Genomic DNA, 21,071 nt, shown 5'->3' on the forward strand with positions numbered 1-21,071 from the left:
CGCTTGCGGGCGCCGGCCAGCCAGCACTAACCTCACTCCACTTTCCGCACGAGCCGCTGATCGCGACCATGTCATTCCTGCTGCGTACCCTGCTCACCGTCGTCCTCCTGGGCGGCTCGCTCACCGGCCTGCCCGCGCTGGCCGCCGACACAACCCCGCCCAGTGCCGACCAGGTACAGCAGAGCCTCGACGGCCTGGCCGAGCGCAAACTGCCGGAGGCCGACGCCAAGCTGATCAAGGCGAGCCTTGAGAACACCCTTAAGCTGCTGGCGGCCAAGAGCGACAGCGAGAAGCAACTGGCCGACCTCAAGGGCCGGCTGAGTGATGCGCCCCGGCTGATCAGCGAGAACCAGAAGACCCTGAGCCGCCTCAAGGGCAGCAGCGACAAACCGGCCACGCAGCGCTACGCCGGCTACAACGCCGTCCAGCTGGAAATGCTGCTCAACGAGCAATCCACCCAGTTGGCCACCTGGCAGAAGGAGATGGCCGACGCCAAGAGCGAGGCGCTCACCGCGCAAACCCGCCCGGAGCGCGCCCAGGCTGACCTGAGCAGGAACCAGACCCGCCTGCTGGAAATCGCCGGACTCCTCAAGGCCGGCAAGGAAAGCGGCAAGCCATTGGGTGACGAACATCGCGACGAGCTGCTGGCCGAACAGGCCGCGCTCACCGCGCAGAACCAGTTGCTGCGCCAGCAGCTGGCCGGCAACAACCTGTTGCTCGACCTCGCCTCCAGTCAGCGCGACCTGCTGGCAGAACGCATCGGTCGCGAGGAGCAGGAGACCCTCGAACTGCAGACAATGATCAGCGGCAAGCGCCGCGAACAGTCTGAGAGAACCGTCGCCGCGCTGTCCAAGGACGCCGACCAGGCCGCCGGCACCGACAGCCTGGTCAGCCAGGAAAGCGCCACCAACCTCAAGCTCTCGGACTACCTGCTGCGCACCACCGACCGCCTCAACACCCTGACCCGGCGCAACCTCGAAGCCAAGCAGCAACTCGACAACCTGACCCAGGGCGAGCAGGCGCTGGACGAGCAGATCAACGTCCTGCGCGGCAGCCTGCTGCTGGCGAAGATCCTCTACCAGCAGAAGCAATCCCTGCCGGTGATCAGGACCGACCGCGACCTGGCCGACGAAATCGCCGACCTGCGCCTGTACCAGTTCGAACTGAACCAGAAGCGCGATGAGCTGAACAGCTCCGAGGTCTACATCGACAACCTGCTGGCACAGCAGCCACAGGAAAGCATCACCCCGCAACTGCGCCGCGACCTGAACGAGCTGGTCAACACCCGCCTGGAGCTGATGGAGCGCCTCAACCATGAGTTGAATGCGCTGCTCAACGAGGCGATCACCCTGCAGCTGAACCAGAAGCAGCTCAAGGAAACCGCCGACAAGCTGCGCGACACCCTCGACGAGCAGATGTTCTGGATTCCCAGCAATCGCCCGCTGGACCTGTCGTGGTTCAAGATGACCCCGGTCCTGTTGCATCACCAGCTTTCCGAGGTGCCCTGGGGCTCGGGCGTGAAGGAGCTGGGCGAGGGCCTGATCGACCGTCCGTTCCTGTTCCTGCCGCTGCTCCTGCTGGTCGCCGGCCTGCTGTGGAAGCGCCGTTTCCTCTACGACAAGCTGGAATCGCTGAACGACGACATCGGCCACTTCAAGCGCGACAGCCAGGCGCACACCCCACTGGCCCTGCTGCTCGCCGTGCTACTGGCGTTGCCCGGCACCCTGGCACTGGCCATCGGCGGCCTGGCCTTGCTGCTCGACGCCCGCGGACAGAACGCCACCCTCGGCAGCGCCCTGCTGGAAATGGCCCAGGTCTGGCTGGTGTTCTACACCGCACACCGCATCCTGCGTCCGGGCGGCATCGCCGAGCGGCACTTCCACTGGAGCCAGCCACAGGTGCAGTTCCTCGGCAAGCTGATGCGCCGACTGGGCCTGGTGGTGATGTCGCTGGTTGCCGTGGTCACGGTCGCCGAGCACCAGCCGGCCAGCCTGGCGGATGACGTGATCGGCATCGCTATCGTGCTGTTCGGCTATGCCGCGATGACCTGGATACTCGGCCAGCTGCTGTTCGGCAGCCCCTCCAGCGAACGCCCGTCGATGATCAAGATGATCGTCGGCCTGGGCTTCACCGTGCTGCCGGTGGCGCTGTTCCTGGCAGTGGGCTTCGGCTACTACTACACCGCGCTCAAGCTCACCGACCGCCTCATCGACACCCTCTTCCTGCTGATGTTCTGGATGGTGGTGGAAGCCACCTTCGTCCGCGGCATGGGCGTCGCCGCCCGTCGCCTGGCCTACCAGCGCGCCCTGAAGAACCGACAGAACGCGCCCAAGGAAGGCATCGAAGGCACCGAGGTGATCGAGGAGCCGACCCTGGGCATCGAGCAGATCAACGAACAGTCGATGCGACTGATCCGTCTGGGCCTGTTGATCGGCTTCGTGGTCACCCTGTACTGGGTCTGGGCCGACCTGATCAGCGTGGTCTCCTACCTCGACAACGTGACCCTCTACCAGTACACCAGCGGTACCGGTGACGCGGCGTCCACCACGCCGATCAGCCTGGGCGACTTCCTCATGGCCCTGGTGATCGCCGCAGTGACCGTCGCTCTGGCGCGCAACCTCCCCGGCCTGCTGGAGGTGCTGGTATTGCAGCGCCTGACCCTGGCCCAGGGCAGCGCCTACGCCATCACCACCCTGCTCTCCTACGCCATCAGCGGCGTCGGCTTCGTCAGCGCGCTGTCCACCCTTGGGGTGAGCTGGGACAAGCTGCAGTGGCTGGTGGCCGCGCTGTCGGTCGGCCTGGGCTTCGGCCTGCAGGCGATCTTCTCCAACTTCGTCTCCGGCCTGATCATCCTCTTCGAGCGTCCGGTGCGGATCGGCGACGTGGTGACCATCGGCAGCCTGTCCGGCACCGTCAGCCGGATTCGCATCCGCGCCACCACCATCACCGACTTCGACCGCAAGGAAATCATCGTCCCCAACCAGACCTTCATCACCGGCCAGCTGGTGAACTGGTCGTTGAGCGACACGGTGACCCGGGTCACCATAAAGATCGGCCTGGCCTACGAAAGCGACCTGCCCCTGGCGCGCAAGATCATGCTCGACGCGGCTCACGCCAACTCGCGCATCCTTCGCGACCCGGAGCCGGTGCTGTACTTCACCACCATCAGCGCCAGCACCTTCGACTACGAACTGCGTTTCCACGTGCGCGAACTGGGCGACCGCAACCCGGCGGTGGATGAAACCCTGACCCGCATCGCCCTGGCCTTCCGCGAAAAAGGCATCGACATGGCGTTCAACCAGGTCGACGTGTTCGTGAAGAACCTGCAAGGCCAGGAAGCCCAGTTGATCATTGGCCAACAGCCCTCTGCTACGCCGGTTCAGCTCAAGCCAGCGCAGGACAAGCCCGACGCCGGCAAGGCCTGAGGGTGGACGCCTCCGGATAAATCCGAGCACAATGCTCGGACTTATCCGGAGTCACCCAGTGAAAAAGCTCGACGAACTCGTCTTCGATAACCGCTTCGCCCGCCTGGGCGACGTCTTTTCCACCGAAGTCCTGCCCGACCCCATCGCCGACCCGCGCCTGGTCATCGCCAGCACCTCGGCCATGGCGCTGCTAGACCTCGACCCAAGCGAAGCGGACGACCCGGTGTTCGCCGAAATCTTCGCCGGCCACAAGCTGTGGGACGCGGCCGAGCCACGGGCGATGGTCTACTCAGGGCACCAGTTCGGCGCCTACAACCCGCGCCTGGGCGATGGTCGCGGCCTGCTGCTGGGCGAAGTGGTGAACGACGCCGGCGAACACTGGGACCTGCACCTCAAGGGCGCCGGACAGACACCCTACTCACGCATGGGCGACGGCCGCGCAGTGCTGCGCTCTTCGATCCGCGAATTCCTCGCCAGCGAATACCTCAATGCGCTGGGCATCCCCACCAGCCGCGCCCTGTGCGTCACCGGCTCCAGCACCACGGTATGGCGCGAGACCAAGGAAACCGGCGCCATGCTGCTGCGCCTGGCGCCCAGCCACGTACGCTTCGGCCACTTCGAGTATTTCTACTACACGAAGCAGGAAGAGCATCTGAAGACCCTGGGCGAGTTCGTCCTGCGCGAATACTTCCCGCAATGCCTGAGCGATGAGAAACCCTACCTCGCCCTCTTCCGCGAAGTGGTCGAACGCAACGCCGAGATGATCGCGCTCTGGCAGGCCTACGGCTTCTGCCACGGGGTGATGAACACCGACAACATGTCGATCCTCGGCATCACCTTCGACTACGGCCCCTACGCCTTCCTCGACGACTTCGACGCCAACCACATCTGCAACCACTCCGACGACATGGGCCGCTACTCCTTCAGCAACCAGGTGCCCATCGCCCACTGGAACCTCGCCGCGCTGGGCCAGGCGCTGACGCCCTTCGTCGAAGTCGACGACCTGCGCGCCACCCTGGACCTGTTCCTGCCGCTCTACCAGGCCCACTACCTCGACCTGATGCGCCGCCGCCTGGGGCTGACCACAGCGGAAGACGGCGACCTGGAACTGGTGCAAACCCTGCTGCAGGCCATGCAGAAAGGCGCGGTGGACTACTCGCTGTTCTTCCGCCGCCTCGGCGAGCAGGCACCGGAGCAGGCGCTGGCGGTGGTGCGTGAGGACTTCGTCGACCTGGCGACCTTCGACGCCTGGGCTGCCGAGTACCGCGCCCGCGCCGAGCGCGAAGGTGGCAGCCAGGAAGACAGGCGAGCGCGCATGCACGCGGTCAACCCGCTCTACGTCCTGCGCAATTACCTCGCCCAGGAAGCCATCACCGCCGCCGAACAGGGCAACTACAGCGTGGTGCGCCGCCTGCATGAAGTGTTGAGCAAGCCATTCGAAGAGCAGCCCGGTGCCGAGGCCTTCACCCGCCGTCCGCCAGACTGGGGCAAGCACCTGGAGATCAGTTGTTCCTCGTGAGCCGGTTATAAGCTCAGCGAAAAGCGATCTAGCGGCGCCCCGGCGGTATTGCTCCCGGTCATTGACCGACGCCGGACGCCGCTCGCATCCTCGGTCCTTTCTGCCACAAGGATGCTCGAACAATGAAACTGGAAACCCTCGCCATTCACGCCGGCTACAGCCCCGACCCGACCACCAAGGCCGTGGCCGTGCCGATCTACCAGACCAGCTCCTACGCCTTCGACGACACCCAGCACGGCGCCGACCTGTTCGACCTGAAAGTCGCCGGCAACATCTACACCCGAATCATGAACCCCACCAACGCGGTGCTGGAGGAGCGCGTAGCGGCGCTGGAAGGCGGGGTCGGCGCACTGGCCGTAGCCTCGGGCATGGCCGCCATCACCTACGCCATCCAGACCGTGGCCGAGGCTGGCGACAACATCGTCTCGGTGGCCAAGCTCTACGGCGGCACCTACAACCTGCTCGCCCACACCCTACCGCGCTTCGGCATCCAGACCCGCTTCGCGCCCCATGACGACATCGCCGCCCTCGAAGCGCTGATCGACGAGCGCACCAAGGCGGTGTTCTGCGAATCCATCGGCAACCCGGCGGGCAACATCGTCGACCTGCAGGCCCTGGCCGACGCCGCGCACCGCCACGGCGTGCCGCTGATCGTCGACAATACCGTCGCCACGCCGATCCTCTGCCGGCCCTTCGAGCACGGCGCGGACATCGTCGTGCATTCGCTGACCAAGTACATCGGCGGCCACGGCACCAGCATCGGCGGCATCGTCGTCGACTCCGGCAACTTCCCCTGGGCCGAGAACAAGGCGCGCTTCCCGCTGCTCAACACCCCGGACCCGTCCTACCACGGCGTGACCTACACCGAAGCCTTCGGCCCCGCCGCCTTCATCGGCCGCTGCCGCGTGGTGCCGCTGCGCAACACCGGCGCCGCGCTGTCGCCGTTCAACGCCTTCCTCATCCTGCAGGGCCTGGAAACCCTGGCGCTGCGCATGGAGCGCCACTGCGACAACGCCCTGAAAGTCGCGCGCTACCTGCAGGAACATCCGCAGGTGAACTGGGTGAAATACGCAGGCCTCGCCGACCACCCCGAGCACGCCCTGGCCCAGCGCTACATGGGCGGCCAGCCGGCGGCGATCCTCTCCTTCGGCATCCAGGGCGGACAGGAAGCCGGCGCGCGCTTCATCGACGCACTGAAGCTGGTGGTACGCCTGGTGAACATCGGCGACGCCAAGTCCCTGGCCTGCCACCCGGCCTCCACCACCCACCGCCAGCTCAACGACGAGGAACTGGAGAAGGCCGGCGTACCGCGCGACATGGTGCGCCTGTCCATCGGCATCGAGCATATCGACGACATCCTCGCCGACCTCGCCCAGGCGCTGCGGGCTGCCGAGGGTTGAAACCCGGACCGCGAGGCTCCACCTTGGCGTCATAGCCTCTGGAGCCTCGCCATGTCCGAATCCCTGATCATCCCCTGCCCGCAGTGCAACGGCCTCAACCGCGTACCCGCCGAGCGCCTGGGCGACGCGCCGCGCTGCGGCCGCTGCCAGTCGCCGGTCATCGTCGACCGCCCCTTCGAGCTGAACGAAGCCGGCTTCGCCGCCCAGGCCAAGGGCGACCTGCCGCTGCTGGTGGACGTCTGGGCCGACTGGTGCGGTCCGTGCAAGAGCTTTGCGCCGGTATTCGAGCAGGCGGCCGCGCGCCTGTCCGGAAAAGTGCGTCTGGCCAAGCTGGACAGCGATGCCAACCCGAACCTCTCCACGCGCCTGGGCATCCGTTCGATTCCCAGCCTGATCCTGCTGCGTAACGGCCAGGAAGTGGCGCGCCAGAGCGGCGCCATACCGCTGCCACAGTTGCTCGACTGGCTGGCTCGCAACGGTATCTGACGCCCTCATCCACTGAGCGATCCGGTCAATCCGCGCGGTCATTGCCAGACCGTGCGGTGCAGCTAGTCTTGGGCAGACGATAAACAGGCGAAACGGAGCGCGCCCATGTCCTACCCCGAAGCATTCATCCGCCAGGTCACCGAAGAACACATCGCCTTCGTCAAACGCACGGGCCTGAAGGCCGAAGTGCTGGAAGCAGGCCATGTGCGCCTGCGTATGCCGCTCAAGGGCAACGAGAACCACATCCACAACATGTACGCCGGCGCCCTGTTCACCGTGGCCGAACTGCCGGGCGGCGTGCTCATGATGACCAGCTTCGACGCTCGACGCTTCTACCCGATCGTCAAGGAAGCCGGACTGCGCTTCCTGCGCCCCGCCGCCAGCGACATTACTGTCGACGCCCGGCTCAGCGAGGACAAAATCCAGCGCATCGGCGAGGAAGCGACCACCAACGGCAAGGCCGACTTCGTGCTCGACCTACAACTCAAGGATGAGAACGGCGACGTTGTCGCCGAGAGCCACGCCGTCTATCAACTGCGTAGCCGCTGACGATGGGCCGTTGTCCTGTATCAAGGTGAAATTTCCTACATGGCGCGACAGTGGTGGCGTCACAGAGGGACGCCACCATGTACAGGAACCTGCTCGTCGCCCACGACCTCAGCGTGGAAGCGGACATTGCGGTACGCCGCGCCGCCCAACTGGCCCGCCAGCATGGCGCGCACGTCACCTTGCTGCATGTGATCGAGGAGTACTTCCCCGACCGCATGATGGACACCGTCCGTGAGGCCGCCGAGGTCGCGTTGCGCGATGCCGTGGCGGCCAACGCCATTGCCGACTACCAGTTGCTGATCCGCCAGGGCCGCGCCGCGACCACCGTCACCCAGGCAGCGCAGGAGCTCAAGGCCGACCTGCTGCTGATCGGTGCGCATCACCAGCAGATTCTTGAGCGCTTCGACGGCACCACACTGGAGCGGATCGCCCGCCATTGCCGCACGCCGATTCTGCTGGCAGTGGATGAATCCGCCGAACCCTACACCCGCGCACTGGCCGGACTGGACCTGTCACTGTGCTCCTGCCAGGCCTGGCGCGCCGGCTACCGGCTGCTGCCGACCGGCGCGCAGCTGCTGGCGCTCAATGCCTACCAGCCCGGCAGGACCGGGCGCGCCGACGAGCATCTGGAGACCCAGCGCGCGCTGCTGCGCCAGACACTGCAGGATGAGCGCGCACAGTTGCCGGCCGAAGGGCCGCAATTGCTCTGTGCGGTGCAACCGGGAAACTTCCAACAGGCGCTGGAGACCGCGCTGCGGGAATGGACGCCAGACCTGCTGGTGCTCGGCAGTCGCAGCCGCGGCGCCATCGAGCAGGCCATGCTCGGCAGTTCGACCCGCTACTTCCTGCGTCGGCCGCCGTGCGACATTCTCATCTCGCAGTGAGGCGCCGCCGGGCACGCCCCCTGGGCGGGAGCGTTTGATCTGCCGGGAGCTCAGGCTTCCAGCAGGTTGTGCAGCTCGACGAACTGCTGGGTCAGCTTGTGTCGCGGATCGAGGAAGATCAGCGGCGTGCACGCCTGGTGCGACTCACGCATCTTCACCGAGCTCATCAGGTACACCGGCAGCACCGGCAGCTCCTCTTCCACCAGTTCATCCAGCAACTGCTGCGGCAAGGTCGCACGCGGCTGGAACTGGTTGACCACGATGCCCTCGACTTCCAGGTCCTCATTGTGGTCCTCCTTCAGCTCCTCGATCTCCTGCAGCAGGCCGTAGAGCGCCTGGCGGGAGAAGCTGTCGCAGTCGAAGGGGATCAGGCAGCGATCAGCGGCGATCAGCGCCGAGACGGTGTAGAAGTTCAGCGCCGGCGGGGTATCCAGGTAGATCCGGTCGTAGTCTTCGGCCAGCTCGTCCAGCAGTTTGCGCAACTTGTTGATCTTGTGCTTCTGCTCGAGCTTGGGTTGCAGGTCGGCCAGCTCCGGGCTCGCCGTGACCACGTGCAGGTTGTCGAAGGGCGTCTCGTAGATATCGACCTTGCCCTTGCGGCTGAAGGGGCCGGACGAGAGGGTCTGCTTGAAGAAGTCGGCGATTCCTACCGGCAGGTCCTCACCGGTCAGCCCGGTCAGGTAGTGCGTCGAGTTGGCCTGGGCATCCAGGTCCACCAGCAGCGTGCGATACCCCTCCGCCGCACTGACCGCCGCCAGGTTGCAGGCAATGCTCGATTTGCCCACTCCACCTTTCTGATTGAACACCACGCGCCGCATGAGCCTGCCTCCGAAGCCATTCGAGTGTCCGGATTCTATGCAATGGCCATGACAACGGCGAGCCCTCCGTCGAACGGTCAGCCGTCGGCGCGCAAAGCGGCTACTTCGCGGGTCAGCAGATCGATGAAGGACTGCGCCAGCGGCGAGCGTTCGTCGCGCCGACGTACCAGCCACACCGAGCTGGTCGCCCCCGGATCGAGCAGCGTGCGGTAGACAACACCGTCCACCCGCGTGCGACGGAACGAGGCCGGCAGCATGGAGACGCCCAGCCCGGCGGCCACCAGGCCGATGATGGTCATGGCCTCGCCGGCCTCCTGGGCGATGCGCGGGCTAAAGCCGGCCTGCCGCGACAGGGCGATCAACTGGCTGTAAAGGCCGGTGCCATAGCTGCGGGGAAAGAACACGAAAGGCTCATCCGCCAGCGCGGCAAACTCCAGGCCGTCCAGGCTGGACTCGGCCAGCGGGTGGTCGGCCCGGAGCACCGCCACCAGCGGCTCGCTGAACAGCTCCACCGCCTCCAGGGTTTCCGGCAGGGCGATCGGCCGGATCAGCCCGACCTGCACCCGCTCCTCCAGCAGGGCCTGCACGGCCTGGCCGCTGCTCAGCTCCTGCAGTTCCAGGTGAACGTCCGGGTAGGCCTGGCGGAACGCCAGGATGCTGCGCGGCAGGGTCGAGGTGAAGGGTGCGGAGGCGGTGAAACCGATCTTCAACTCGCCCAGTTCGCCCTGGTGCGCGCGGCGCGCCAGCAGCACCGCGCGATCGACCTGCTGCAGCACCTGCCGCGCCTCGGTCAGGAACAGCCGCCCCGCCTCGGTCAGCGCCACCCGTCGATTGGTGCGCTCCAGCAGACGCGCGCCGATCTCCTCTTCCAGCGCCTGGATCTGCTGGCTCAAGGGCGGCTGCGAGATGCCCAGTTGCTCGGCGGCACGGCCAAAGTGCAGCTCTTCGGCCACGGCAATGAAGTAACGCAGATGCCTCAATTCCATGCCACCACCATTGAGTCGAAATACATATCAAACGTGTCGATTAATATATTGGAAATAATAAAGACTGCTCCCTATCCTTGCCAGCACAAGCCCAATAACAACTCCAAAATCTTCCGCCATCCCCGTCGTACGGGCCTTTTCCGCCCCTGCGCGAGCCGAATCGAGGTGAGTTGTGAGTCAATCTGCGTTGCGGGCTCCAGAACCAGTCGAACCCGAGTTACTCAATGCCGCGCGCCAAGCGAATGCCAGCGTCGTCAGCGCGGTCGAAGAGATCGAGCGTTATATCGAGAAAGGCACCCCGGCCTTCATGCGCACCTCCCTGGCGCTGTTCTCCGGCGGCTTCGCCACTTTCGCCCTGCTCTACTGCGTGCAACCGATGATGCCGGTGCTGTCCAAGGCCTTCGACCTGACGGCGGCACAGAGCAGCCTGGTGCTATCGATCTCCACCATCACCATGGCCTTCGGCCTGTTGGTCACCGGGCCTATTTCCGACGCCATCGGGCGCAAGTCGATCATGGTCGCCTCGCTGATCCTCGCCGCCCTGTTCACCCTCGGCAGCGCAGTCATGCCGACCTGGCATGGCGTCCTGGCGATGCGCGCGCTGCTCGGCCTGTCGCTCAGCGGCCTGGCAGCGGTGGGCATGACCTACCTCTCCGAGGAAATCCATCCGCAGCACATCGGCCTGTCCATGGGGCTGTATATCGGCGGCAATGCCATCGGCGGGATGAGCGGGCGGTTGATCAGTGGCGTGCTGGTGGACTACGTGAACTGGCACGTGGCGCTGGCCACCCTGGGCGTGCTCGCCCTGGCCGCAGCGCTGCTGTTCTGGCGCATCCTGCCCGAGTCGAAGAACTTCCGCCCGGCACCACTCAAGCCGCGCCAACTGGCCGAGGGCTTGCGCGGACACTTCCGCGATGCCGGCCTGCCCTGGCTGTTCCTTGTAGGCTTCCTGCTGATGGGGGCGTTCGTCACCCTGTTCAACTACATCGGCTACCGCCTGCTGGCAGACCCGTACCACCTGAGCCAGGCAGTGGTCGGCGTGCTCTCGGTGGTCTACCTGTCAGGCATCTACAGCTCCGCCTGGGTCGGCTCCCTGGCCGACCGCCTGGGCCGGCGCAAGGTGCTCTGGGCGATGATCGCGCTGATGCTCGGCGGCCTGCTGATCACCCTGCTGCAACCGCTGGCCCTGGTGCTGGTCGGCATGCTGGTGTTCACCTTCGGCTTCTTCGGCGCGCACTCGGTAGCCAGCAGCTGGATCGGCCGCCGCGCGCTGAAAGCCAAAGGCCAGGCGTCGTCGTTGTACCTGTTCAGCTACTACGTGGGCTCGAGCGTCGCCGGCACCGCCGGCGGGGTGTTCTGGCACCACTATGGCTGGAACGGTGTGGGGCTTTTCATCGCCGGCCTGCTGGTGATTGCGCTGCTGGTGGCATTGCACCTGGCCCGACTTGCAGTGTTACCGCGCGACCTGCCCGCACTTGCCAGACACGGGTAATTTCTACACACATCTTGCAAAACATATCCAAAAACGACACTGAACGGTCGTACAAGGATAACTTCATGCATCCCTACGACGCCCTTCATGCGGGCGTTGTAGCATTTCTTCCCACTCTACGACTAAAGTCGTAACAAAATATGGCGCGTTCCTTGCGTCAAGAAAAATGCACGACTTGTTGGAATCCTGAAACGGACCTCGGCTCCCGCAGTACGCAATTCCCTCCTGTAGTTGTAGGTAAAGCATGAGCAGTACTCCTTCTTCCGGCCTCTCCCAGGGCCTGAAAAATCGTCACGTCACGATGCTTTCGATTGCCGGGGCCATTGGCGCCGGCCTGTTCGTAGGTTCCGGCCATGCCATCGCCGAGGCCGGTCCGGCAGTCATGATTTCCTATCTGGTCGCGGGCCTGCTGGTGGTCCTGGTGATGCGCATGCTGGCCGAGATGGCCGTCGCGCAGCCGGACAGCGGCTCCTTCTCCACCTATGCCGACCGCGCCATCGGCCACTGGGCCGGCTTCACCATCGGCTGGCTGTACTGGTGGTTCTGGGTCCTGGTGATTCCGTTGGAAGCCAACGCCGCCGCGGCCATCATCCACGCCTGGTTCCCCGGCGCGCCGATCTGGGTACTGGCCTTCGTGATCACTTCCGCGCTGACCATCACCAACCTGTTCAGTGTGAAGAACTACGGTGAGTTCGAGTTCTGGCTGGCGCTGATCAAGGTCGTCTCGATCATCGCCTTCCTGATTCTGGGCTGCGCAGCCATCTTCGGCTTCTCGCCCAACAGCGAAGTCTCCGGCATCGGCCACCTGACCAGCGAAGGCTTCATGCCCAGGGGCTGGGGTGCCGTGCTCGCCGCGCTGCTGACCACCATGTTCTCCTTCATGGGTTCGGAGATCGTCACCATCGCCGCCACCGAGTCCAAGGACCCGGCGCAGCAGATCACCCGCGCCACCAACTCGGTGATCTGGCGTATCGCGCTGTTCTACCTGCTGTCGATCCTGATCGTGGTCTGCCTGGTGCCGTGGAACGATCCGCGCCTGGTGAGCATGGGCTCCTACCAGACCGTGCTGGAGCACCTGCACATCCCGTACGCCAAGCTGATCGTCGACATCATCGTCCTCGTCTCGGTGACCAGTTGCCTGAACTCGGCGCTCTACACCGCCTCGCGCATGATGTACTCCCTGAGCAAGCGCGGCGACGCGCCGAAGATCGCCCAGGTGACCAGCGTCAGCCGCACCCCGGTGTACGCCGTGCTGCTGTCCACCGCCATGGCCTTCCTGTGCACCTTCGCCAACTACCTGGCCCCGGCCGAAGTGTTCAACTTCCTGCTGGCCAGCTCCGGCGCCATCGCCCTGCTGGTGTACCTGGTGATCGCCCTGTCGCAACTGCGCATGCGCAAGAAGCTGCTCGCCCAGGGCCATCAGCTGAAGCTGAAGATGTGGCTGTTCCCCTGGCTGACCTGGGCGGTGATCATCTTCATCGTCGGCGCCCTCGCGATCATGCTGATCCGCCCGGATCACCGCATGGAAGTGGTCGCCACCACCCTGCTGACCGTCGTGGTGGTCTGCTCGGGCCTGCTGGTGTCGAACCGTCGCAAGGCCCAGAGCGCCGCCGGATTGGTGGGCGATGCTGCGTGATGCACTCTGATGGGGCTTGAAGCTCCATGAGGGAACTAAAAAGCCCCGCTTCGCAGCGGGGCTTTTTCATTGACGGTGATGCACGGAGCCAGCCCGTAGGAGCGGACCTTGTCCGCGAAATCCCTCGCGGATGAATCCCCTCCTACAGGGGTATTCCGGCAGTCTGCGCCTGCATAGTCCGCGCTCCACCCGCAGCTCCAGCGCCCAGGCTGAAGCTCGCAGCGCTCTTCGTAGGACCGAGGAGGACGTCCCGTCCTGCGCGCGCCCATACCCCGGGAAAAAAAGCCCCGCATCCGCGGGGCTTTTCAGTTCAGCGCCAGGTTCAGTGGTACTGCGCCGACAGCTCGTGCACCGCCTCGAAGAAGGCGCCGGCATGGGCCGGATCGACTTCCGGGGTGATTCCGTGGCCGAGGTTGAACACGTGCCCATTGCCGTTACCAAAGGCGCCAAGGATGCGAGCGACTTCGGCACGGATGGCTTCCGGCTTGGCATGCAGCACCGCCGGGTCCATGTTGCCCTGCAGCGCCACCTTGTCGCCAACGCGGGCGCGGGCGCTGCCAATGTCGCAGGTCCAGTCCAGGCCCAGGGCTTCGGCGCCGGTGTTGGCCATGGATTCCAGCCACAGGCCGCCACCCTTGGTGAAGAGGATCACCGGCACGCGGCGACCTTCGTGTTCGCGGATCAGGCCGTCGACGATCTTCTGCATGTAGGCCAGGGAGAACTCCTGGTACGCCGCCGCCGACAGCGCGCCGCCCCAGGAATCGAAGATCTGCACCGCCTGGGCGCCGGCGAGGATCTGGCCGTTCAGGTAGTTGGTGACCGACTGCGCCAGCTTGTCCAGCAGCGCGTGCAGGGCCTGCGGGTTGTCGTAGAGCATCGCCTTGGTCTTGCGGAAGTCACGGCTGGAGCCGCCTTCGACCATGTAGGTGGCCAGGGTCCAGGGACTGCCGGAGAAGCCGATCAGCGGCACGCGGCCGTTCAGCTCGCGGCGGATGGTGCGCACGGCGTCCATCACGTAGCCCAGGTCCTTCTCCGGATCGGGGATCGGCAGGGCATCGATGTCGGCCTGGGTGGTCACGACCCTCTTGAAACGCGGGCCTTCGCCGGTCTCGAAGTACAGGCCCTGGCCCATGGCGTCGGGGATGGTGAGGATGTCGGAGAAGAGGATCGCGGCATCCAGCTGCGGGTAACGGTCCAGCGGCTGCAGGGTCACTTCGCAGGCCATCTGCGGGTTCATGCACAGGCTCATGAAGTCACCGGCCTTGGCGCGGGTGGCGCGGTATTCCGGCAGGTAGCGGCCGGCCTGGCGCATCATCCAGACGGGGGTGACATCGACGGGCTGCTTGAGCAGGGCGCGGAGGAAGCGATCGTTCTTCAGGGCAGTCATAACGGCATCCGGAAAAAAAGTGCGGGCATTTTCGCAAAGCCCAAACGAAAAGGCACGGCGGGTGCCGTGCCTTTTGTCTTGCGCGACATTTGGTCGCTGCTGGAAGTGCTTTTCGTAGGACCGAGGGGACGCCTAGTCCTTGCTCGCGAATGCCCCGCTGCGGGGCAAGTTCGCGAGCAAGCTCGCTCCTACAAACTCCCGATCAGACGCCCAGGTAGTCCAGAATGCCTTCAGCAGCCGTACGGCCTTCGAAGATCGCGGTCACCACCAGGTCGGAACCCCGGACCATGTCTCCACCGGCGAAGATCTTCGGATTGCTGGTCTGGTGCTTGAACTGCGCGGCGGCCGGGGCGATGACGCGGCCCTGGCTGTCGATTTCCACCTGGTGCTGGTCGAACCACGGGGCCGGGCTCGGGCGGAAGCCGAAGGCGATCAGCACGGCTTCGGCCGGGATGATTTCCTCGGAGCCCGGGATCGGCTCGGGGCTGCGACGGCCACGGGCATCCGGCTCGCCGAGACGGGTCTCGACCACCTTAACGCCTTCCACCTTGTCCTCGCCGACGATGGCGATGGGCTGGCGGTTGAAGAGGAACTTCACGCCCTCTTCCTTGGCGTTCTTCACCTCTTTGCGCGAGCCAGGCATGTTCTCTTCGTCACGACGGTAGGCGCAGGTCACGCTCTTGGCCCCCTGGCGGATCGAAGTACGGTTGCAGTCCATCGCGGTGTCGCCACCGCCCAGCACCACGACACGCTTGCCCTTCATGTCGACAAAGTCTTCCGGCGACTTCTCGAAGCCCAGGTTGCGGTTCACGTTGGCGATCAGGAAGTCCAGCGCATCGTGCACGCCGGGCAGGTCCTCGCCGGGGAAGCCGCCTTTCATGTAGGTGTAGGTGCCCATGCCCATGAACACGGCATCGTACTCATCGAGCAGTTGCTCCATGGTCACGTCCTTGCCAATCTCGGTGTTCAGGCGGAACTCGATGCCCATGCCGGTGAAGACTTCTCGGCGACGGGACAGCACCTGCTTCTCCAGCTTGAACTCGGGGATGCCGAAGGTCAGCAGGCCGCCGATTTCCGGGTTCTTGTCGAACACCACCGGAGTCACGCCGTTGCGCACCAGCACATCGGCGCAGCCCAGGCCCGCCGGGCCCGCGCCGATCACGGCGACGCGCTTGCCGGTGGGCTTGACCTTGGACATGTCCGGGCGCCAGCCCATGGCGAACGCGGTGTCGGTGATGTACTTCTCCACCGAACCGATGGTGACCGCGCCGAACCCGTCGTTCAGGGTGCAGGCGCCTTCGCACAGGCGGTCCTGCGGGCACACCCGGCCGCAGACTTCCGGCAGGGTGTTGGTCTGGTGGGACAGTTCGGCGGCGGCGAGGATGTTGCCTTCGGAGACCAGCTTCAACCAGTTAGGGATGAAGTTGTGCACCGGGCACTTCCACTCGCAATACGGGTTGCCGCAGCCCAGGCAGCGGTGGGCCTGGTCGGCCGCCTGCTGCGGCTTGAACAGGTCGTAGATTTCCACGAACTCGCGCTTGCGTTGGCGCAGGAGCTTCTTCTTCGGATCCTTGCGCCCGACTTCGATGAACTGGAAGTCGTTATTCAGACGTTCAGACATTTTCAGACCTCATCAAACTTCAGGCGCTTATTGCGGGTTGGCACGGGTGCTGGTCAGCAGGGAACCGAGGCTTGCAGCCTTGGGTTTCACCAGCCAGAACCGACGCAGGTAGTCGTCGAGGTTCTCCAGCAGATGTGCGCCCCACTCACTCGCGGTTTCCGCCACGTACTCGACCAGGACCTTGCGCAGGTGGCTGCGGTAGGCCTCCATCGCTTCGCCGCTGATGCGCTGGATTTCCACCAGTTCATGGTTCACGCGGTCAACGAAGGTGTTGTCCATGTCGAGGACGTAAGCGAAGCCACCGGTCATGCCGGAGCCGAAGTTGTAGCCGGTCTTGCCCAGTACGCAGATGAAGCCGCCGGTCATGTATTCGCAGCAGTGGTCACCGGTGCCTTCCACGACGGCATGGGCACCGGAGTTGCGCACGCCGAAACGCTCGCCCGCGGTACCCGCGGCGAACAGCTTGCCGCCGGTGGCGCCGTACAGGCAGGTGTTGCCGACGATGGCCGACTCCTGCGACTTGAACGGGCTGCCCTTGGGCGGGGTGACGACCAGTTTGCCGCCGGTCATGCCCTTGCCTACGTAGTCGTTGGCGTCACCTTCCAGGTACAGGTGCAGGCCGCCGGCGTTCCATACGCCGAAGCTCTGCCCCGCAGTGCCCTTGAAGCGGAAGGTGATCGGCGCCTTGGCCATGCCCTGGTTGCCGTGGACCTTGGCGATCTCACCGGAAATCCGCGCGCCAATGGAACGGTCGCAGTTGCAGATGTCCAGCTCGTATTCGCCGCCCTTGGCGCCTGCGATGGCGTCGCGGGCCAGCTCGACCATCTTCTCGGCCAGCAGGCCTTGGTCGAACGGCGGGTTCTTCTCGACTTCGCAGAACTGCGGCTTCTCGGCCGGGATCAGGTCGCTGCCCAGCAGCGGCGTGAGGTCGAGGTTGCCCTGCTTGGGCGTCTCGCCCGGCAGGATTTCCAGCAGGTCGGTGCGGCCGATCAGCTCTTCCAGGCTGCGCACGCCAAGCTTGGCCAGCCACTCACGGGTCTCGCTGGCGATGAAGGTGAAGAAGTTCACCACCATGTCCACGGTGCCGATGAAGTGGTCCTTGCGCAGCTTGTCGTTCTGGGTGGCGACGCCGGTGGCGCAGTTGTTCAGATGGCAGATGCGCAGGTACTTGCAGCCCAGGGCGATCATCGGGGCGGTGCCGAAGCCGAAGCTCTCGGCGCCGAGGATCGCGGCCTTGATGACGTCCAGACCGGTCTTCAGGCCGCCGTCGGTCTGCACGCGGACCTTGCCGCGCAGGTCGTTGCCGCGCAGGGTCTGGTGCGCCTCGGCGAGGCCCAGCTCCCACGGCGAACCGGCGTACTTGATGGAGGTGATCGGCGAGGCGCCGGTACCGCCGTCGTAGCCGGAGATGGTGATCAGGTCGGCATAGGCCTTGGCCACGCCGGCGGCGATGGTGCCTACACCCGGTTCGGACACCAGCTTCACCGACACCAGCGCCTGCGGGTTGACCTGCTTGAGGTCGAAGATCAGCTGGGCGAGGTCTTCGATGGAGTAAATGTCGTGGTGCGGCGGCGGCGAGATCAGGGTCACGCCGGGCACGGCATAGCGCAGGCGGGCGATCAGGCCGTTGACCTTGCCGCCGGGCAGCTGGCCGCCTTCGCCGGGCTTGGCGCCCTGGGCCACCTTGATCTGCAGGACTTCGGCGTTGACCAGGTATTCCGGGGTCACACCGAAGCGGCCGGTAGCCACCTGCTTGATCTTCGAGCTTTTCAGCGTGCCGTAGCGCGCCGGGTCTTCGCCACCCTCACCGGAGTTGGAGCGGCCGCCCAGGCGGTTCATGGCCTCGGCCAGAGCCTCGTGGGCCTCCGGCGACAGCGCGCCGAGGGAGATACCGGCGGCGTCGAAGCGCTTGAAGATGGACTCCAGCGGCTCGATTTCGTCCAGGCTCAGCGGTTGCTCGGAGGTTTTCACCTTGAGCAGGTCACGCAGCATGGAGACCGGGCGCTGGTCCACCAGCGCGGTGTATTCCTTGAACTTGGCGTAGTCGCCCTGCTGCACGGCGGCCTGCAGGGTGTTCACCACGTCCGGGTTGTAGGCGTGGTACTCGCCGCCATAGACGAACTTCAGCAGGCCGCCCTGCTGGATCGGCTTGCGGTTGTTCCAGGCTTCGAACGCGAGCAGTTTCTGCTCGTTCTCGATGTCGATGAAGCGCGCGCCCTGGATGCGACTCGGGGTGCCCGGGAAGCACAGGCCGGTGACTTCGTCGGACAGGCCGATGGCTTCGAACAGTTGGGCGCCACGGTAGGAGGCGATGGTGGAGATACCCATCTTCGAGAGGATCTTCAGCATCCCCTTGGAGATGCCCTTGCGGTAGTACTTGAAGACCTCGTAGAGGTCGCCCAGCACTTCGCCGGTGCGGATCAGGTCGGCCAGCACCTCGTAGGCGAGGAACGGGTAGACCGCGGACGCACCGAAGCCCACCAGCACTGCGAAGTGGTGCGGGTCACGGGCGGTGGCGGTTTCCACCAGGATGTTGGAGTCGCAGCGCAGGCCGGTCTGCACTAGGCGGTGGTGCACGGCGCCGACGGCCAGGGCCGCGTGCACCGGCAGCTTGCCGGGGGCGATGTGACGGTCGGACAGCACCAGCAGCACCTTGCCGGCGCGCACGGCTTCCTCGGCCTGGTCGGCGATGTTGCGCACGGCCGCTTCGAGGCCGACGGACTCGTCGTAGTTCAGGTCGATGTGATGACGATCGAAGCCCGGACGCTCCAGGTTCATCAGGGTCCGCCACTTGGCCGGGGAGATCACCGGGGTGGTCAGGATCGCCTGGTTGGCGTGGTGCGGGGACTCTTCGAAGATGTTCTGCTCGATGCCCAGACAGGTTTCCAGGGACATCACGATCGCTTCGCGCAGCGGGTCGATCGGCGGGTTGGTAACCTGAGCGAAGACCTGGCGGAAGTAGTCGTAGGGCGAGCGAATGCGCTTGGACAGCACCGCCATCGGGGTGTCGTCGCCCATCGAGCCGACCGCTTCCTGGCCCTGCTCGGCGAGCGGGCGCAGCACTTGGTCACGCTCCTCGAAGGTGACCTGGAACATTTTCATGTACTGCTTGAGCTGGTCGCCGTCGTAGCTGGCAACGCCCTGATCATCGTCCAGGGTGGCCTGGATGCGCAGCGCGCTCTGGCGCAGCCACTGCTTGTACGGGTGGCGCGACTTCAGGCGATTGTCGATGTCCTCGGTCTGCAGCAGCTGGCCGGTCTCGGTGTCCACCGCGAGGATCTGGCCTGGGCCGACGCGGCCCTTGGCGATGACGTCCTCGGGCTTGTAATCCCACACGCCGATTTCCGAGGCGAGGGTGATGTAGCCGTTCTTGGTGGTAACCCAGCGCGACGGGCGAAGGCCGTTGCGGTCGAGCAGGCAGACGGCGTAGCGGCCGTCGGTCAGCACGACGCCGGCGGGGCCGTCCCACGGCTCCATGTGCAGCGAGTTGAATTCGTAGAACGCGCGCAGGTCGGCGTCCATGGTCTCGACGTTCTGCCAGGCCGGCGGAATGATCATGCGCAGGCCGCGGAACATGTCCATGCCGCCGGTGACCATCAGCTCGAGCATGTTGTCCATGCTGGAGGAGTCCGAACCCACGCGGTTGACCAGCGGGCCGAGCTCGTCCAGGTCAGGCATCCACTCGTTGGTGAACTTGCCGCGACGGGCCTGGGCCCAGTTGCGGTTGCCGGTGATGGTGTTGATCTCGCCGTTGTGCGCCAGCAGGCGGAACGGCTGGGCCAGCGGCCACTTGGGCAGGGTGTTGGTCGAGAAGCGCTGGTGGAAGACGCAGATGGCGGTCTTCAGGCGCTCGTCGGAGAGGTCCGGATAGAAGGCGGCGAGGTCCGCCGGCATCATCAGGCCCTTATAGATGATGGTCTTGTGCGAGAAGCTGCAGACGTAGTGATCGGCGTCCTCGGCGTTGGCCACGGAGGAACGGCGACGGGAGCTGAACAGCTTGACCGCGAATTCCTGGTCGGACAGGCCTTCGCCGCCGATGAATACCTGCTCGATCTGCGGCAGGCGCTCCAGCGCCAGGCGACCCAGGACGCTGGTGTCGATCGGCACCTTGCGCCAGCCGACCAGTTTCAGGCCTGCACGCTCGATCTCGCGATTCATGTTCGCGCGGGCGGCTTCGGCTTTCACCGGGTCCTGGTTGAAGAAGACCATGCCCACGGCGTACTGCGCGGGCAGCTCGACACCGAAGGTCTCCTGGGCGACGGCGCGCAGGAATTGGTCGGGCTTCTGGATCAGCAGCCCACAGCCGTCCCCGGTTTTCCCGTCCGCGTTGATCCCACCTCGGTGGGTCATGCAGGTCAGTGCTTCGATGGCGGTTTGCAGAAGCTCATGGCTTGCCTCGCCCGTCATATGGGCGATCAGGCCGAATCCGCAGTTATCCTTGAACGTCTCAGGATGGTACAGACCTGCTTTCATAGGGAACTCTCACCGGCAAAACTTTTTTAATTTCCAGGGTCTGCTGACGTTTCGCCATCACCCTGTTTCGCCTTTGCTGGCTTGTTTCCCGCGCACCTCAAAGGCACGGGCCGCATCTGACGTGCAGCGCCGTTCTAGCCCCTGGTTCACCTGGAATGACCGATCCGCGTCAGTTGCCACGTCTTACCCAACGTGGCGGCGGTTCCGGTCCTGGCCATGACGAAACGTCAGCAGACCCTCTATCAAGCGCTTTGCCTGTCTACTCGCTCAAGCGGCAAGTTTCCGATAGGCAAAGGGAGGTCATTGTACACACGGCGCGACTGACGTCACTTATTTTTTTGACGCACTGCCGACACCCGATGTCGCATTTTTATAAGAATGCAGCGAAAGAAACA

General features: G+C 65.0%; 13 protein-coding genes. 8 read left to right on the plus strand and 5 right to left on the minus strand.

Annotated features, from left to right (window positions below; genetic code table 11):
- Window positions 1-68 precede the first annotated feature (68 nt).
- From mscK to SD196_RS24865, 6 genes are all read left to right on the plus strand, one after another.
- Window positions 69-3,425 carry a mechanosensitive channel MscK gene (gene mscK / locus SD196_RS24840; RefSeq protein WP_331317836.1) on the plus strand — a complete coding sequence of 1,119 codons (3,357 nt, stop codon included), beginning with the start codon at window positions 69-71 and terminating at the stop codon, window positions 3,423-3,425.
- A gap of 58 nt (window positions 3,426-3,483) precedes the next feature.
- Window positions 3,484-4,944: a protein adenylyltransferase SelO gene (gene selO / locus SD196_RS24845; protein ID WP_370600180.1), complete on the plus strand. Its 1,461-nt coding sequence runs from the start codon at window positions 3,484-3,486 to the stop codon at window positions 4,942-4,944.
- A 122-nt stretch (window positions 4,945-5,066) separates the two neighbouring features.
- Window positions 5,067-6,344 carry a bifunctional O-acetylhomoserine aminocarboxypropyltransferase/cysteine synthase gene (locus tag SD196_RS24850; RefSeq protein WP_275608974.1) on the plus strand — a complete coding sequence of 426 codons (1,278 nt, stop codon included), beginning with the start codon at window positions 5,067-5,069 and terminating at the stop codon, window positions 6,342-6,344.
- Between the two features lie 51 nt (window positions 6,345-6,395).
- Window positions 6,396-6,830: a thioredoxin TrxC gene (trxC, locus tag SD196_RS24855; RefSeq protein ID WP_416310789.1), complete on the plus strand. Its 435-nt coding sequence runs from the start codon at window positions 6,396-6,398 to the stop codon at window positions 6,828-6,830.
- A gap of 105 nt (window positions 6,831-6,935) precedes the next feature.
- A complete protein-coding gene (locus SD196_RS24860; RefSeq protein WP_416310790.1) occupies window positions 6,936-7,379 on the plus strand; it encodes a YiiD C-terminal domain-containing protein in 444 nt (147 codons plus the stop codon).
- 77 nt (window positions 7,380-7,456) lie between these two features.
- Window positions 7,457-8,263 (plus strand): universal stress protein, encoded by an 807-nt coding sequence (locus SD196_RS24865; RefSeq protein WP_343576658.1) that lies wholly within the window; start codon window positions 7,457-7,459, stop codon window positions 8,261-8,263.
- Window positions 8,264-8,313: 50 nt separating this feature from the next.
- On the opposite strand, the gene SD196_RS24870 is transcribed toward SD196_RS24865, so the two are convergent.
- Together SD196_RS24870 and SD196_RS24875 are read right to left on the minus strand one after the other, a co-directional pair.
- A complete protein-coding gene (locus SD196_RS24870; protein WP_275608978.1) occupies window positions 8,314-9,081 on the minus strand; it encodes a ParA family protein in 768 nt (255 codons plus the stop codon).
- Between the two features lie 77 nt (window positions 9,082-9,158).
- The gene (locus SD196_RS24875; protein ID WP_275608979.1) at window positions 9,159-10,067 is read right to left on the minus strand and encodes a LysR family transcriptional regulator; all 909 of its coding nucleotides are present in this window, start codon (window positions 10,065-10,067) and stop codon (window positions 9,159-9,161) included.
- Window positions 10,068-10,239: 172 nt separating this feature from the next.
- Here SD196_RS24875 and SD196_RS24880 point away from each other — a divergent pair, with 172 nt between their 5' ends.
- Both SD196_RS24880 and gabP read left to right on the plus strand, forming a co-directional pair.
- Window positions 10,240-11,559: an MFS transporter gene (locus SD196_RS24880; RefSeq protein WP_331317850.1), complete on the plus strand. Its 1,320-nt coding sequence runs from the start codon at window positions 10,240-10,242 to the stop codon at window positions 11,557-11,559.
- Between the two features lie 244 nt (window positions 11,560-11,803).
- Complete coding sequence (gabP, locus tag SD196_RS24885; protein ID WP_416310791.1) at window positions 11,804-13,195, plus strand: GABA permease; 1,392 nt, start codon at window positions 11,804-11,806, stop codon at window positions 13,193-13,195.
- A gap of 322 nt (window positions 13,196-13,517) precedes the next feature.
- Here gabP and hemE read toward each other — a convergent pair whose 3' ends face one another.
- The 3 genes from hemE to gltB form a co-directional block, all read right to left on the minus strand.
- On the minus strand, window positions 13,518-14,582 hold the full coding sequence (gene hemE, locus SD196_RS24890; RefSeq protein ID WP_416310792.1) for a uroporphyrinogen decarboxylase: 1,065 nt from the start codon (window positions 14,580-14,582) through the stop codon (window positions 13,518-13,520).
- A gap of 202 nt (window positions 14,583-14,784) precedes the next feature.
- A complete protein-coding gene (locus tag SD196_RS24895) occupies window positions 14,785-16,203 on the minus strand; it encodes an FAD-dependent oxidoreductase (RefSeq protein ID WP_017520506.1) in 1,419 nt (472 codons plus the stop codon).
- A 27-nt stretch (window positions 16,204-16,230) separates the two neighbouring features.
- Complete coding sequence (gltB, locus tag SD196_RS24900; RefSeq protein WP_416310793.1) at window positions 16,231-20,676, minus strand: glutamate synthase large subunit; 4,446 nt, start codon at window positions 20,674-20,676, stop codon at window positions 16,231-16,233.
- Window positions 20,677-21,071 lie beyond the last annotated feature (395 nt).

Origin of the sequence: Pseudomonas macauensis, assembly GCF_047902425.1 — a bacterium.
GTDB lineage: Bacteria > Pseudomonadota > Gammaproteobacteria > Pseudomonadales > Pseudomonadaceae > Pseudomonas.

Excerpts from the sequence above, each read along its gene's own strand:
- mscK (WP_331317836.1), top strand. The coding sequence starts at position 69 with ATGTCATTCCTGCTGCGTACCCTGCTCACCGTCGTCCTCCTGGGCGGC.
- SD196_RS24850 (WP_275608974.1), top strand. The coding sequence starts at position 5,067 with ATGAAACTGGAAACCCTCGCCATTCACGCCGGCTACAGCCCCGACCCG.
- trxC (WP_416310789.1), top strand. The coding sequence starts at position 6,396 with ATGTCCGAATCCCTGATCATCCCCTGCCCGCAGTGCAACGGCCTCAAC.
- SD196_RS24860 (WP_416310790.1), top strand. The coding sequence starts at position 6,936 with ATGTCCTACCCCGAAGCATTCATCCGCCAGGTCACCGAAGAACACATC.
- SD196_RS24865 (WP_343576658.1), top strand. The coding sequence starts at position 7,457 with ATGTACAGGAACCTGCTCGTCGCCCACGACCTCAGCGTGGAAGCGGAC.
- SD196_RS24870 (WP_275608978.1), bottom strand. The coding sequence starts at position 9,081 with ATGCGGCGCGTGGTGTTCAATCAGAAAGGTGGAGTGGGCAAATCGAGC.
- SD196_RS24875 (WP_275608979.1), bottom strand. The coding sequence starts at position 10,067 with ATGGAATTGAGGCATCTGCGTTACTTCATTGCCGTGGCCGAAGAGCTG.
- gabP (WP_416310791.1), top strand. The coding sequence starts at position 11,804 with ATGAGCAGTACTCCTTCTTCCGGCCTCTCCCAGGGCCTGAAAAATCGT.
- hemE (WP_416310792.1), bottom strand. The coding sequence starts at position 14,582 with ATGACTGCCCTGAAGAACGATCGCTTCCTCCGCGCCCTGCTCAAGCAG.
- SD196_RS24895 (WP_017520506.1), bottom strand. The coding sequence starts at position 16,203 with ATGTCTGAACGTCTGAATAACGACTTCCAGTTCATCGAAGTCGGGCGC.
- gltB (WP_416310793.1), bottom strand. The coding sequence starts at position 20,676 with ATGAAAGCAGGTCTGTACCATCCTGAGACGTTCAAGGATAACTGCGGA.